This is a genomic window from Kytococcus schroeteri, from assembly GCF_002847825.1.
GTDB classification, from domain to species: Bacteria; Actinomycetota; Actinomycetes; order Actinomycetales; family Dermatophilaceae; genus Kytococcus; species Kytococcus schroeteri.
Map to the genome: position 1 here is coordinate 44800 of NZ_PKIZ01000002.1, position 13454 is coordinate 58253.

Sequence of the window (13454 nt, forward strand, 5' to 3'; positions counted from 1 at the left end):
TCTCGGCCGGTGTTTGGGGGGTTCGGGAACCGCGGGCGCTCAGACGCGCCCGACCATCCCGTCGCGGGCCTCGGCCAGTCGGCGCGAGACGGTGCCGTCGATCACGTCGTCGGCCACCTCGACGCGGACGCCACCGACGACGTCCGGGTCGATGACGGTGTTCAGCGTGATCTCGCGGCCGTACTGCGTGGCCAGCGCGGAGCGCAGGCGCTCCTGCTGGTCGGTGGTCAGCGGGACGGCCGTGTGGGCCACCGCGATGAGTCGCGCGGCGCGGGCCGCCGCGATCTCCCGGTAGGCGCGCAGCGCCAGGTCGAAGCGCAGGGACTTGGCCCCCGCCACGGACTGCTCCACCAGGCGCAGCGTCTCCGGGGCCACCTTGCCGCCCAGCAGGCGCTGGACGAGCTCGCGCTTGGCCCCGCGGCCGACGCGGCGGTCGGTGAGGGCGGCGCGCAACTGGGTGTCCCCGGTGAACGTCTCCTGCACGGAGAACAGCTCGTCGGCGACCCGCTGGGCGGAACCGGTCCGCTCGGCGGAGCCCAGGACGGACTCGACACCCAGGCGGATGACGGCCTCCCCGAGGTCGCCCTCGGAGCGCCAGCGCTGTCCCGCGGCGGCCACCAGCACCCGGCGGGCGGGCTCGGTCGCCGAGGCGAACACCTTCTCCGCCAGCCGCGCCCGGTCCTCACCCGCGCGGGTGGGGTCGGTCAGCGCGCGGCGCAGCTGCCCGCTGTCGCCCAGCACCTCGGCGGCGCCGAAGAGCTGGTCGGCCAGGTCCATGCCCTGCGCCCCGCCACCGAGCTGCTGCTCGAGGGCGTCGCGCGAGGCGGCGTAGGCGCCGATGGAGGTGCCCTGCATCAGCGGGCCTTCGTGGTGACGGTGGCCTTGCCGGACTCGAGCTCGGCCAGGAAGCGGTCCACGAGACCCTTCTGGCGGGCCTCGTCCTGCAGGGACTCACCGACGATGCGGCCGGCCAGGTCGGTCGACAGGCGGCCGACCTCACCGCGCAGCTGCACCTGGGCCTGCTGGCGCTCCGAAGCGATCTGCTTCTGGGCGGTCTCCAGGACCCGGGCGGCCTCCGCGTCGGCGAGCTGACGCTTCTCCGCACGGATGGCGTCGCCCTCCTCACGGGCCTTCTCACGGATGGCGTTGGCCTCCGCACGCGCCTCGGCGAGCTGCGACTCGTACTTCTGCTGGGCTGCCTTGGCCTCGGCCTCGGCCTGCTCGGCCCGGGCCATGCCGCCCTCGATGGCGTCACGGCGCTCGGCGTAGGCCTTCTCCATGGCCGGCACGAAGAACTTGCTGGCCACGAAGTAGACGATGCCGATGGCGATGAGACCGAAGATGAGCTCCGGCAGGTAGGGGATGAGCGCGTCCATGCCGGTACGGCCTGCGTGCTCCCCACCCTCGGCCAGCACACTCAGGTTGTGCACGGTGTCTCCTTCAACGGATTCGACAGGGGGTGCGTGCCACCGGGGTGGTCACGCGTGATGACGCGGATCCGTCAGATGGGGAGGATGAAGGTCAGCACGAAGCCCAGGATGGCCAGCGCCTCGGCGATGGCCATACCAAGGATGGCGATCGGCTGCAGGAGCGAGCGGGACTCGGGCTGACGCGCCACACCGTTGATGTAGGCGGCGAAGATCAGACCGACGGCGATGGCCGGGCCGATGGTGGCGAGACCGTAACCGACGAGGTTCAGCGAGCCTGCTTCCATGGTGTTCCTCTTTCCTTGTGTCCCACGCGGTCCTTCCACGTGGGGCGGGGTTCAGGGGGTGGTGCTCTTCAGTTGTACGACAGGAAGTTCAGGGGGCGGGGTGCTCCCCGCCGGGACCGGCGTCGGCCGGTCAGTGGTCCTCGGAGAGCGAGGCGCCGATGTAGCTGGCCGACAGCAGGGTGAAGACGTAGGCCTGCAGGCACTGGATGAGGATCTCGAAGAAGGTCATCGCCAGACCCATGATCCACGAGCCGGCACCGGCGATGGCCAGCAGCGGACCGGAGTTCACCAGGAACCAGCCACCCATGATGAACAGCACCAGGGCCATGTGGCCGGCGAGCATGTTGCCGAAGAGTCGCAGCGCGAGCGTCAGCGGCTGGGTGATGGTCTTGGAGACGAACTCCAGGAAGAAGACCACCGGCACGATGACCTTGGGCAGGCCCGACGGCACGAAGGTCTTGAGGTAGCCGCCGAAGCCGTGCTTGCGGATGCCCACGATGTGGTAGACGACGTAGACGATGAGCGTCAGCACCACCGGGAAGGCGATGGAGGCCATCGTCGGCATCTGCACCGGGGGCAGCACGCCCATGAGGTTGTTGAGCAGGATGAAGACGAAGAGCGAGAAGAGCAGCGGCACGAACGGCTTGAACTTCTCACCGCCGATGAGGTCACGGGCGATGCCGTTGCGCACGAAGTCGTAGATGCCCTCCGTGACGAACATGCCCTTGGACGGCACGACGGCGGCACGCTTGGCCGCCCACATCATCCAGGCACACAGCGCGGCGGTCACGAGCATGACCACGAGCATCTGGCGGGTGAAGGCGTAACCGCCCACCTCGAACAGGGGGAGCCAGAAGTCGTTGGTGCTCGGCGAGTGGAAATCCACCTTTGCGAGCATGGCCGGTGCGTGGCTCACGTGCTACTCCTCCACGGGGTCTGGGGGTCCGACCCCGATCGCGTGCCGCGGGGCACGGGGTCAGTCGGCGTTCCTTCAGCCGCCACCCACCTGCATCCACGCCGGAAACCGGCGAACAAGGGCGGGTGGGCACAGCGGGACGTCGCCGTGTCAGGCGTCACTGTACCTGAGGATCAGCACGTACAAGGACAGCCCCACGCCGACCAGCGTGGCGACCGGGACCACCCAGCGCCACCCCGTCAGCTCGGCCAGCAACCACCCCAGCCCGGCGAACACGAGGATGCCGGTGAGCAGGGTGCCCAGCACCGCTGCACCGAGGTCGGCACCGCGCGCGCTGCCGCCGCGCCAGGCCTCCTTCTCCCACGGGTCGTCCGGCTCGTCGTCCCCCACCCAGGGGCCCTTGTAGTCAGCCACGGCCGCCCCCGTACGGCTCCACCGTCATGGCGTGTCGCCCGGTGACGAAGCCGTGCACCACACCGGCCTGCCAGGCCAGCACCGCGATGCCGCCCACCAGCGAGAAGACGAAGCCGTCCGGCCACGGCACGAGGAAGACCGCGGCGGCGAAGACGGCCACCTGCAGCAGGAAGACGAGTAGCGCCATCGGCACCACGAGCGCCGGCGCCCCGTCGAGCACGTACCGGACCATGAGCAGCCCCGTGGTGAGCACGAGCGCGGTCACCACGCACACCCCGGCGGCGGTCACGGCGGCACCCGGGCCCCGGGTCCACAGCGCCACGGGCACCGAGACCGCGAGGACGAGCAGGGAGCCCAGCGGGCCGTGCACGAGCATGCGGCCCCACGGGGAGCGGTTCACGAAGGGTCTCCTTCCGGGGCCACGCGGCGCGGCACCACCCAGGTCACCAGCGCGGCGAGCACCCCGAGCGAGACGAGCAGCACCAGCCCGGCCCACTCGGGCAGGTAGTTGAACGAGAGCACTCCCCCGGCCAGCGTGGCGGCCCACAGGTACATCGTGAGCACGGCCGAGCGGTGGCTGTGCCCCAGCCGCAGGAGCTGGTGGTGCAGGTGGCGGGCGTCGGCGTCCCACGGCTTGCGGCCAGCCCGGGTGCGGCGCACCACGGCCAGCAGCATGTCCACCAGGGGGATCGCGACCACGGCCACCGGCAGGGCCAGCGGCAGCACGACCGCGGCCGTCCGGGAGGCCACACCCACCGCGGCCGGGTCCACGGTGCCGGTCAGCGAGATGGTGGCCGCGGCCATGAGCAGCCCCAGCAGCAGCGACCCGGCATCACCCATGAAGAGGCGGGAGGGGTGGAAGTTGTGCGGCAGGAACCCGGCCGTCACGCCCATGAGCACCGCGGTGATGAAGGTGGCGGTGCTGAACACGTTGGGCGGGTCATAGGTGTGCGAGAGCTCGTAGCTCCAGACGAAGAAGGCCGCGGCGGCGATGCCGACCATGCCGGCGGCCAGGCCGTCCAGCCCGTCCACGAAGTTCACCGCGTTCATCGTGGCCACCACGAGCAGGATGGTGAGCGCCAGCGAGACCGGCCCGGGCAGGATCGTGTAGCCCTGGATCGGCAGGCTGATCAGGGAGACGCCTTGGGCGGCCATCACCACGGCCGCGGCCACCTGCCCGCCGAGCTTGAGCGCCCAGTGGAGGTCCCAGCGGTCGTCGGCCGCACCAAGGGCGGACACCACCACCGCGGCCGCGAGCACGCCGTACATCTGCGTGTCGGCGAAGATCTGGCTGAGGTAGGGCAGGCGCGAGGCCACCAGCGTGGCCCCGAAGAGCCCGGCCAGCATCGCCAGGCCCCCCAGGCGCGGCTTGGGCACCGCGTGCACGTCGCGCCCGCGCACCGGCGTGATGGCACCGGCCCGCACCGCGAACCAGCGCACCAGGGGGGTCAGCCAGAAGGTGACGACCCCGGCCACGAGCATGACGAGGAGGTACTCACGCACGGTGGGTACCTCCTCGGGGCAGGACGCGAGCAGCCGGCCGCCACGGGGGGGTGGCGGCCGGCGGGTGCTCAGCGGGGGTAGGCGGGGAACTGCTCGGTCAGCTGGTCGACCTGGGCGCGGATCTCGCGGGAGACGGCGCCCTCGGGCTCACCCTCGCCCTGCGTGACGGCCTTCGCGATGAGGTCGGCGATGGTCTGCATCTGCTCGACGCCCATGCCCTGGGTCGTCACGGCGGGGGTGCCCACGCGCACGCCGGAGGCCAGCATCGGCGGGGCCGGGTCGAAGGGGATGGTGTTCTTGTTGAGCACCAGGCCGGCCGCGTCGCAGCGGGCCTCGGCGTCCTTGCCCGAGACGCCCAGCTCGCGCAGGTCGTGCAGCGAGAGGTGGGTGTCGGTGCCACCGGAGATCGGGCGCAGGCCGTGCTCGCCCAGGGCGGCGGCCAGCGTCTTGCTGTTCTCCACGACCTTGGCCGCGTACTCCTTGTACGCCGGCTGCAGGCACTCGTGGAAGTTCACGGCCTTGGCGGCCACGGCGTGCATGAGCGGGCCGCCCTGCATCATCGGGAAGACGGCCTTGTCGATCTTCGAGGCGTGCTCCTCCTTGCACACGATGGCGCCGCCGCGCGGGCCGCGCAGCACCTTGTGCGTGGTGAAGGAGACGACGTCGGCGTGCGGCACCGGCGAGGGGATCACGCCACCGGCCACCAGGCCGATGAAGTGGGCGGCGTCCACCCAGAAGATCGCCCCGACCTCATCGGCGATGGCGCGGAAGCGCTCGAAGTCGATGAGGCGCGGGATGGCCGAGCCACCGGCGAGGATGATCTTGGGGCGGTGCTCCTTGGCCAGGCGCTCCACCTCGTCGTAGTCGATGTGCTCGGTCTCGGCGCTCACGCCGTAGTGCACGGCGTTGAACCACTTGCCGGAGAAGCTCACCTTGAACCCGTGGGTGAGGTGGCCGCCGTGGTCCAGGCTCATCGCCAGGATGGTGTCGCCGGGCTTGGCGAACGCGCCGTAGACGGCCTGGTTGGCCGAGGCGCCCGAGTGGGGCTGCACGTTGGCGTGGTCGGCGCCGAAGAGCTCCTTGGCACGGGCGATGGCCAGGTTCTCGGCCTTGTCCACCTCGGCGCAGCCACCGTAGTAGCGACGACCGGCGTAGCCCTCGGCGTACTTGTTCGACAGGGTCGAGCCCAGCGCGGTGAGCACCGCGGGGCTGGTCTGGTTCTCACTGGCGATGAGCTGGATGCCCGTGCGCTGACGCTCCAGTTCCGAGAGCAGGATCGCGGCGATCTCCGGGTCCTGCTGCTCCAGCATCGTGTAGTCAGGGCCGAAGAAGGGGGGCTGGCTCATCGTGTGCTCCTGTCGTCGTTGACGGGGGTGGCCGACGGGGCGTCGGCGGAGGGGCCCGCCTCGTGGGCACGGCCACTGCGCAGCCTACGCGTCGGGGCGTCGTGCACCTCGTGTCCCTCGGCGTCCACTTCGACCACGTCGAACTCCCGGTCCACCGGCACGGCGACCGTGCGCAGCGTCGAGGCCGTCGGCTCGTGGGCCTGGGCCACGCCGTCGTCCTCCACGACCTCCTCCGACGGGGGCTCGGGCGGCAGTTCGTGGGCCTGGGACATCCGCAGGCTGGTGGCACCTCTGGGGGCCGGGCCGGTCGGCGCCCCGGCCGCCGCCACCGGAGACTCCTCGGGGCCAGCCGTCAGGGGGTGGTGGACCGGCACGGCCTGCGTCTCCTGCTCCTCCAGCCGGGCGAGCCACGCCTCCTGCTCGGCCTCCTCGCGGCGGCCGGCCTCCTCGTCCTCGTCGTCGATGAGGGGCACGTCGGCCGGGTCCTCCACCGGGGCCTCGGTGAGGTCGTGCGGCACGGCCCCGTCGGAGGCGGCGGCCGGCGCCTCGGTGGACCGGCCGGCGGCCCTGAGCTCCTTCTCCAGGGCCTCGCGGTCCGCCGCGGGCTCGGGCTCCGCGGGCGAGAGGCGCAGGTGCACCTCCTCGCCGAGCACCTCCTCGAGACGCTCCACGGAGAGGGCCCCCATGCGCAGGATCACCGGGCTGGGACGGGTGCAGTCGAGGATGGTCGACGGGCGGTTGCCGGGGGTGGGCCCGCCGTCCAGGTACACCTGCACGGCCGAGCCCAGCTGCGTGGCCGCCTCGAGCACGGTGGTGGCGGCCGGCTGACCGGTGACGTTGGCGCTGGTCACCGCGAGCGGACCGGTGCGCGAGAGCAGGCGCAGCGCCAGGTCGTGGTCAGGCATGCGCAGCGCCACGGTGCCGTTGGTGGCCCCGAGGTCCCACTGCAGGGAGGGCTGGGCCTGCACCACCACGGTGAGCGGGCCGGGCCAGCACTCGCTGAGCAGCCTCCGCACGTAGGGCTGCAGCGAGGTGGCCAGGCCGTCCACGGTGCGGATGCTGGGCACCATCACCGGCGGCGGCTTGTCCGCCCCGCGCTGCTTGGCTGCGAGCACGTTCGGCACGCCCTCGGCGTGGAAGGGGTCGGCGGCCACGCCGTAGACGGTGTCGGTGGGGAGCACGACGACGCGACCCTCCGCGAGCGCCTCCTGCGCCGCGTCGAAGGCCTCGTCGCGCTGCTCGTCGGTGGGTTCGGTGCAGTCGAACACCGGGCTCATGCCTGTCCTCCTGGGGTGCGGTCGGTGCAGTCTTTCACGCCCCGCACCCCGCCAGCGGCCCTAGGCTCACCGTGACCTGCCCCTGCTCCCCGGGAGTCCCTGTGCCCGACCAGCCCACCCCCGCACCCACCACCTGGGCCGACCGGACCCTCTCGGAGCAGAACGTGCGCCACGCAGCCCTCGAGGGGGTCATCCTCGAGCGCTGCACGCTGCCGGAGCTCGACCTGCGCGGCACCGAGCTGAGCGGCCTCGTCCTGCGGGACTGCACCGCCACCGGGTGCCGGCTCGACCACGCCACCGCGGACGGCCTGCGCGTCCTGGGCGGCCGGTGGGACGCCACCCGGTGGGACTCCGCCGACCTGTGCGACGCCCGCTTCGAGGGGGTGGACCTCGCCCACGCCTCGTTCGAGCAGGCCCTCCTCTCCGGCGCGGTCCTCGACGGCTGCCGGCTGAGCGGTACCCGCCTGTCGGCCACACGGGGCCTCGGCTTCACCCTGGCGGGCGGGACGGCCTTCGCGGCCGACCTCACCGGCGCCCAGCTGGAGGGCAACACGTTCGGGGGCACCCGGCTCACCGAGGCGGTCCTCGCCCGGGCCGTGCTCCGCGGTGCCACCTTCGACGGGTGCGATCTCCTCGGCGCCCAGCTGGAGGGGGCGGACCTGGCCGGCGCGGACCTGCGGGGAGCGGGCCTCCCCGAGGACCTGCCCCTGGAGCAGCTCACCGGCGCGGTGGTGACCCCGGCCCAGCTGGCCCGGCTGGCCGGGGCGCAGCTCGGCGTGGTGGTGCAGGAGGCCTGAGGCCCGGGCTCACCGCCCCGGCCAGCGCCCTTCCACGAAGCGGGGCCGTCCCGCGAGATCGCGGTGGTCAACCACGTCCACGTACCCCAGCTCGCCGAGCAGCCGCGGCAGGGACTCCCCCTGGGTGTCGTCGTGCTCCATGAGGAGCCACCCGCCCGGGCGCAGCAGCGTCGCCGCGTGGCGGGCGAGCTGCAGCGGCACCGCGAGCCCGTCCGGCGACCCGCCGTACAGGGCGCGCTCGGGATCGTGGTCGGCTACCTCGGGGTCGTCCGGCACGGCCCCGTCGGGCACGTACGGCGGGTTGGACACCACGAGGTCCACCTGGCCCTCGCGATCGGCGAACTCCACGCGGGCATCACTCACCCTGAGGTCGACGGTCATCCCCGTGGACTCAATGTTGCGCTCGGCGTACTCCGCGGCACGGTGGTCGATCTCCACCGCCCGGAGCACCAGCTCCGGCAGGCGCTCCCCCGCCTGACGACGGCGCTCCACCGCCGCCGCCACGCCCAGCACCACGGCCCCGCTCCCGGTGCAGAGGTCCACCAGCTCGACCTGCACTCGACCCTCACCCCTGCTGGCGAGGATCTCGCCGGCCCGCTCGACGAGCAGCTCGGTCTCCGGGCGCGGCACGAACACCCCCGGCCCCACGGTCAGGCGCGCCCCGGCGAACCAGGCGTACCCGAGCACGTGCTGCAGCGGTTCACGGGCGGCCCGCCGTGCCACGCCGTCCTCCAGCGCGGCCACCTCCGGGCCGTCCGCGTCCACCGCGTGCCCCAGCAGGGCCCTCCGGTGCACCTCGGCGGGGTCGCACCCCACCGCGTGGCCCAGCAACGCCGCCGCATCGGGGGCCGGGCTGGAGCAGCCGGCCTCGGCCAGCCGCTGCGTCGCCGAGCACAGCAGGGCGGTGAGCTCCACCGTCGCCACGCCCTCAGCCCTCCCCGGCCAGCAGACGGGCCTCGTGGTCGGCCACGAGCGAGTCGATGACCGCCCCCAGGTCCCCGTCCAGCACCGCGGGCAGGTTGTGCGCCTTGTACCCACTGCGGTGGTCACTCACCCGGCTCTCGGGGAAGTTGTACGTGCGCACCCGCTCGCTGCGGTCCACGGTGCGCACCTGCGCCCGCCGCGCCTCGCTCGCCTCCGCCGCGGCCTCCTCCATGGCCGCCCGGCGCAGTCGGGAGGCCAGCACCCGCAGGGCGGCCTCCTTGTTCTGCAGTTGCGACTTCTCGTTCTGGCAGGTCACCACCACACCCGTGGGCAGGTGGGTGATCCGCACGGCGGAGTCGGTGGTGTTGACGCTCTGGCCACCCGGCCCCGAGCTGCGGAAGACGTCGATCTTCAGGTCGTTCGGGGAGATCTCCACCTCGGCCGGGTCCTCCACCTCGGGCAGCACCAGCACCCCGATGGCCGAGGTATGGATGCGTCCCTGCGACTCGGTCACCGGCACCCGCTGCACGCGGTGCACCCCGCCCTCGAACTTCAACCGCGACCAGGGCATCCGTCCGGCCGGGGCCGACCCGGCGCGGACCACCACGCGCGCGTCCTTCACCCCGCCCAGGTCCGAGGCGGTCGACTCGGCCACCGTGGCCGACCACCCCTCCCGCTCGGCGTGCCGCAGGTACATGCGCACCACCTCGCCGGCGAAGAGCGCGGACTCGGCGCCTCCCTCGCCGGCCTTCACCTCCAGGATCACGTCCCGGTCGTCGTCCGGGTCCCGCGGGAGCAGCGCGCGGGTCAGCGCCGTCCGGGCCTCCTCGAGTTCCGCGGCCAGCGCCTCGGCCTCGGCCGCGAACTCGGGGTCCTCCGCGGCCAGCTCCCGGGCGGCGGCGAGGTCCTGCTCGGCCTGCCCCACCCGTCCGGCGGCCCGCACCACCGGCTCCAGGGCGCTGTACTGCCGCGCGGTGGCGCGCAGGCGCGTCGGGTCCGACACCACCTCGGGGTCGGCCATGAGCGCCTCCAGCCGGGCGTGCTCGACCAGGGCCTCCTGCAGGGCGTCGCTCATCGGGCCTCCCTCATCCGGACATGATGATGGCCGGGGCCCCCGTGGGGAACCCCGGCCATGACCAGAAGTCTCAGTTGCCGGCCTTGTTGCCGTAGCGCTGCTGGAAGCGCGCCACGCGACCACCGGTGTCCAGGATCTTCTGCTTGCCGGTGTAGAAGGGGTGGCACTGGCTGCAGACGTCCACGTTCATGCGGCCGTTCGCGGCGGTGCTGCGGGTGGTGAAGGTGGCGCCACAGGTGCACACGACCTCGGTGGTGTCATACGCGGGGTGAATGTCCTTGCGCATGGGTCTCTCCTCGCTGGATGGGGATGTCCGGGTCGTCCGCGTGCCCGTGTGGACGGGACGCCGCGTTCCCCGATCGGGGCCTGACGTGAACCGGACGCAACGGAGCATTCTGCCAGCGCCGTCAGCCCGCTGGCAAACCGCCTCCGACGCGGGTGGGACGGGCCACCCGGCCACCCCTCCCCCGTCCCCCCTCGGTGCCATGCCCCCTCGGTGGTGATGCGTCCTACAGTTCACCCATGTTCGACTTCCTGCGCGATTCCCAGTGGCTCTGGTGGCTGGGCGCCGCCCTCGCCCTCGGAGCGATCGAGATGCTCACGCTCGACTTCATGTTCCTGATGCTGGCGGCGGGCGCCCTGGTGGCCATGGTGGCCGCTGCTCTGGGCCTGAACCTCACCGGGCAGTTCGTGCTGTTCTGCCTCAGCGCCCTGGTGCTGCTCTTCTTCGTGCGCCCCGTGCTGCGCCGCCGCCTGGAGGAGAGCACCCCGCTGGCCGTCACCAACGCCGCCGCCCTGACCGGTCGCGACGCCCTCGTGGCGGAGCCGGTCACGGAGCTGGCCGGCACGGTGAAGCTCCACGGAGAGATCTGGAGCGCCCGCCCCCAGTGGGACGGTGAGACCTTCGCCGTCGGCGAGCGCGTCCGCATCGCCCGCATCGACGGAGCCACCGCGCGCATCGAGCGCCTCCCTGCCTGACCCGTCCGACCCACAGTCCCCGAGGAGGAGACGTGCCCGAAGCCATCACCGCAGTGGTACTCGTGCTGCTGCTGCTGTTCGTGGTCGTCGTGCTGGTGCGATCCATCAAGATCGTGCCGCAGGCGACCGCCGTCATCGTCGAGCGCCTGGGCCGCTACAGCAAGACGCTGGACGCCGGCCTCAACCTGCTCATCCCGTTCATCGACAAGCCGCGCGCCACGGTCGACCTGCGTGAGCAGGTCGTGAGCTTCCCGCCGCAGCCGGTGATCACCAGCGACAACCTGGTGGTCTCCATCGACACGGTCATCTACTTCCAGGTGACCGACCCCAAGGCCGCCACCTACGAGATCGCCAACTACATCTCGGGTATCGAGCAGCTCACCGTCACCACGTTGCGCAACGTCATCGGTTCGCTCGACCTCGAGCAGACGCTGACCAGTCGCGACCAGATCAACGGTCGCCTGCGCGGCGTGCTCGACGAGGCCACCGGCCGCTGGGGCATCCGCGTCAACCGCGTGGAGCTCAAGGCCATCGACCCGCCGCCCAGCGTGCAGGACTCGATGGAGAAGCAGATGCGCGCCGAGCGCGACCGTCGTGCGGCCATCCTCAACGCCGAGGGTGTCAAGCAGTCGCAGATCCTCACGGCCGAGGGTGAGAAGCAGGCCGCCATCCTCACCGCCGAGGGTGACGCGCAGGCCGCGGTGCTGCGCGCGCAGGGTGAGTCCCGCGCCGTGATGCAGGTGTTCGACGCCATCCACCGCGGCAACCCGGACAGCAAGGTCTTCGCCTACCAGTACCTGCAGGCGCTGCCCAAGATCGCCGAGGGCGACGCCAACAAGATGTTCTTCTTCCCCAGCGAGATCACCGACGCCCTCAAGGGCGTGGGCGGCATCCTGGGCGGCCAGGGCGCCCTGGACGGCGCGTCGGCCCACCTGCAGGAGAACGTCAAGGGCGAGGCCATGCACCTCGACATCGAGGAGGCCACCCTGGAGGACCCGGCCGAGGCGCTGCGCAAGGCCCGCGCCGAGGCGGCGGGGGCCACCGACGAGGCCGCGGACTCCACCAGCCAGCGCCGCGGTTCGGCGGCCGGCATGGGCGGCCTGGGGGGCTCCACCCCGGCCGGCGGCTCGCCGGTGCAGAGCAACCCGGGCCTGGACACCACGCAGCAGGTGCCGCAGCAAAACTCGCCGATGCGGGACGACGTCCCCAGCGGTGAGGTGCAGCCGGAGGACCCGACCGACGGGTTCCCGCGCGGCTGACGCCTCCCCCACACCAGAGAGCCCCTCACCGGATCACCGGTGAGGGGCTCTCTGCACTGCGTGCGCCGGGCGCTCAGTCCTCGTCGTCGAGCTTGATCGAGGAGGTCTGCTGCACCTGCATGAGGAACTCGCCGTTGCCGGTGGTCTTCTTCATGCGGTCCAGGAGCAGCTCCATCGCGGCCTGGGTGTCCAGCGCGGCGAGCACGCGGCGCAGCTTCCAGACCACCTTGAGCTCCTCGGCGTTGAGGAGGATCTCCTCCTTGCGGGTGCCCGAGGCGTTGACGTCGACGGCCGGGAAGACGCGACGGTCGGCCAGCTGGCGCGAGAGGCGCAGCTCCATGTTTCCCGTGCCCTTGAACTCCTCGAAGATCACCTCGTCCATCTTGGAGCCGGTCTCCACCAGGGCGGTGGCGAGGATGGTGAGCGAGCCACCGTTCTCGATGTTGCGAGCGGCACCGAAGAAGCGCTTCGGCGGGTACAGCGCGCTGGAGTCCACACCACCGGACAGGATGCGGCCGGAGGCCGGCGCCGCGATGTTGTAGGCGCGGCCCAGACGGGTGATGGAGTCCAGCAGCACCACGACGTCCTGGCCCATCTCCACGAGGCGCTTGGCGCGCTCGATGGCCAGCTCGGCCACGGTGGTGTGGTCGTCGGCCGGGCGGTCGAAGGTGGAGGCGATGACCTCACCCTTGACCGTGCGCTGCATGTCGGTGACCTCCTCGGGGCGCTCGTCCACCAGGACGATCATGAGGTGCACCTCGGGGTTGTTCTGCGTGATCGCGTTGGCGATCGACTGCAGGATCATGGTCTTTCCGGCCTTCGGCGGTGCCACGATGAGGCCGCGCTGGCCCTTGCCGATCGGCGCCACCAGGTCGATGACCCGGTTGGTGTAGTTCTTCTGCCCGGCCTCCAGGCGCATCCGCTGCTGCGGGTAGAGCGGGGTGAGCTTGCCGAACTCGACGCGGCGCTTGGCGTCCTCGGGGGACATGCCGTTCACCTGGTCGACCTTCACCAGGGCGTTGAACTTGTTCTTGTTCGCCTTCTGGTTGCGGCGGCCCTGCTGCGGCGCCGGCATCGACATGTCGTCGTCGAGGTCGTGGCGCGGCTTGATGCGGCCCACCACGGCGTCACCCTTGCGCAGACCGTGGCGCTTGATCATCTGCTGCGGCACGTAGATGTCGCTCGGGCCCGGCAGGTAACCGGTCGTGCGCACGAAGCCGTACGAGTCGAAGACGTCCAGGATGCCCGCGA

16 protein-coding genes are annotated in these 13454 nt (G+C 71.9%); 3 read left to right on the forward strand and 13 right to left on the reverse strand.

Features of this window, described 5'->3' with window-relative positions; all coding sequences use genetic code 11:
* Positions 1–39: 39 nt before the first annotated feature.
* The 9 genes from CYJ76_RS01345 to CYJ76_RS12625 form a co-directional block, all read right to left on the reverse strand.
* Entirely contained in the window at positions 40–855 is an 816-nt protein-coding gene (locus CYJ76_RS01345; protein WP_101849020.1) for a F0F1 ATP synthase subunit delta, read from the reverse strand.
* On the reverse strand, positions 855–1421 hold the full coding sequence (locus CYJ76_RS01350) for a F0F1 ATP synthase subunit B (RefSeq protein ID WP_269148600.1): 567 nt from the start codon (positions 1419–1421) through the stop codon (positions 855–857). The genes CYJ76_RS01345 and CYJ76_RS01350 overlap by 1 nt, the downstream gene beginning before the upstream one ends.
* Before the next feature lie 80 nt (positions 1422–1501).
* Complete coding sequence (locus CYJ76_RS01355; RefSeq protein ID WP_101849022.1) at positions 1502–1714, reverse strand: ATP synthase F0 subunit C; 213 nt, start codon at positions 1712–1714, stop codon at positions 1502–1504.
* Between the two features lie 130 nt (positions 1715–1844).
* Complete coding sequence (gene atpB, locus CYJ76_RS01360; RefSeq protein WP_101849023.1) at positions 1845–2630, reverse strand: F0F1 ATP synthase subunit A; 786 nt, start codon at positions 2628–2630, stop codon at positions 1845–1847.
* A gap of 150 nt (positions 2631–2780) precedes the next feature.
* The gene (locus CYJ76_RS01365) at positions 2781–3044 is read right to left on the reverse strand and encodes a hypothetical protein (RefSeq protein ID WP_070703291.1); all 264 of its coding nucleotides are present in this window, start codon (positions 3042–3044) and stop codon (positions 2781–2783) included.
* Positions 3037–3444, reverse strand: coding sequence for a hypothetical protein (locus tag CYJ76_RS01370; protein ID WP_070703290.1), 408 nt, complete (start codon positions 3442–3444; stop codon positions 3037–3039). Before CYJ76_RS01370 ends, CYJ76_RS01365 begins: the two co-directional genes overlap by 8 nt.
* The gene (locus tag CYJ76_RS01375; protein ID WP_101849024.1) at positions 3441–4547 is read right to left on the reverse strand and encodes a glycosyltransferase family 4 protein; all 1107 of its coding nucleotides are present in this window, start codon (positions 4545–4547) and stop codon (positions 3441–3443) included. The genes CYJ76_RS01370 and CYJ76_RS01375 overlap by 4 nt, the downstream gene beginning before the upstream one ends.
* Positions 4548–4615: 68 nt before the next feature.
* Complete coding sequence (locus tag CYJ76_RS01380) at positions 4616–5893, reverse strand: serine hydroxymethyltransferase (RefSeq protein ID WP_070703288.1); 1278 nt, start codon at positions 5891–5893, stop codon at positions 4616–4618.
* Positions 5890–7170 (reverse strand): L-threonylcarbamoyladenylate synthase, encoded by a 1281-nt coding sequence (locus CYJ76_RS12625; RefSeq protein WP_202820446.1) that lies wholly within the window; start codon positions 7168–7170, stop codon positions 5890–5892. The genes CYJ76_RS01380 and CYJ76_RS12625 overlap by 4 nt, the downstream gene beginning before the upstream one ends.
* A 101-nt stretch (positions 7171–7271) precedes the next feature.
* On the opposite strand from CYJ76_RS12625, the gene CYJ76_RS01390 reads away from it, so the two are divergent.
* Entirely contained in the window at positions 7272–7967 is a 696-nt protein-coding gene (locus tag CYJ76_RS01390; RefSeq protein ID WP_070703286.1) for a pentapeptide repeat-containing protein, read from the forward strand.
* A 9-nt stretch (positions 7968–7976) separates the two neighbouring features.
* On the opposite strand, the gene prmC is transcribed toward CYJ76_RS01390, so the two are convergent.
* From prmC to rpmE, 3 genes are all read right to left on the reverse strand, one after another.
* Positions 7977–8891, reverse strand: coding sequence for a peptide chain release factor N(5)-glutamine methyltransferase (gene prmC, locus CYJ76_RS01395; RefSeq protein ID WP_238138109.1), 915 nt, complete (start codon positions 8889–8891; stop codon positions 7977–7979).
* A 4-nt stretch (positions 8892–8895) separates the two neighbouring features.
* A complete protein-coding gene (gene prfA / locus CYJ76_RS01400) occupies positions 8896–9966 on the reverse strand; it encodes a peptide chain release factor 1 (RefSeq protein WP_101849025.1) in 1071 nt (356 codons plus the stop codon).
* Positions 9967–10036: 70 nt separating this feature from the next.
* Entirely contained in the window at positions 10037–10252 is a 216-nt protein-coding gene (gene rpmE / locus CYJ76_RS01405; protein ID WP_070703281.1) for a 50S ribosomal protein L31, read from the reverse strand.
* A 236-nt stretch (positions 10253–10488) separates the two neighbouring features.
* Between rpmE and CYJ76_RS01410 the strand changes: the two genes are divergently transcribed.
* Together CYJ76_RS01410 and CYJ76_RS01415 are read left to right on the forward strand one after the other, a co-directional pair.
* Positions 10489–10944, forward strand: a complete 456-nt coding sequence (locus CYJ76_RS01410; RefSeq protein WP_101849026.1) for an NfeD family protein — start codon at positions 10489–10491, stop codon at positions 10942–10944.
* A gap of 32 nt (positions 10945–10976) precedes the next feature.
* A complete protein-coding gene (locus CYJ76_RS01415) occupies positions 10977–12203 on the forward strand; it encodes an SPFH domain-containing protein (RefSeq protein ID WP_070703283.1) in 1227 nt (408 codons plus the stop codon).
* Positions 12204–12276: 73 nt separating this feature from the next.
* Here the strand turns inward: CYJ76_RS01415 and rho are convergent.
* On the reverse strand, positions 12277–13454 hold a 1178-nt coding region (gene rho, locus CYJ76_RS01420; protein ID WP_101849027.1), incomplete at its 5' end, for a transcription termination factor Rho.

Excerpts from the sequence above, each read along its gene's own strand:
- CYJ76_RS01380 (WP_070703288.1), bottom strand. The coding sequence starts at position 5,893 with ATGAGCCAGCCCCCCTTCTTCGGCCCTGACTACACGATGCTGGAGCAG.
- CYJ76_RS01345 (WP_101849020.1), bottom strand. The coding sequence starts at position 855 with ATGCAGGGCACCTCCATCGGCGCCTACGCCGCCTCGCGCGACGCCCTC.
- rpmE (WP_070703281.1), bottom strand. The coding sequence starts at position 10,252 with ATGCGCAAGGACATTCACCCCGCGTATGACACCACCGAGGTCGTGTGC.
- CYJ76_RS01355 (WP_101849022.1), bottom strand. The coding sequence starts at position 1,714 with ATGGAAGCAGGCTCGCTGAACCTCGTCGGTTACGGTCTCGCCACCATC.
- CYJ76_RS12625 (WP_202820446.1), bottom strand. The coding sequence starts at position 7,170 with ATGAGCCCGGTGTTCGACTGCACCGAACCCACCGACGAGCAGCGCGAC.
- prfA (WP_101849025.1), bottom strand. The coding sequence starts at position 9,966 with ATGAGCGACGCCCTGCAGGAGGCCCTGGTCGAGCACGCCCGGCTGGAG.
- CYJ76_RS01410 (WP_101849026.1), top strand. The coding sequence starts at position 10,489 with ATGTTCGACTTCCTGCGCGATTCCCAGTGGCTCTGGTGGCTGGGCGCC.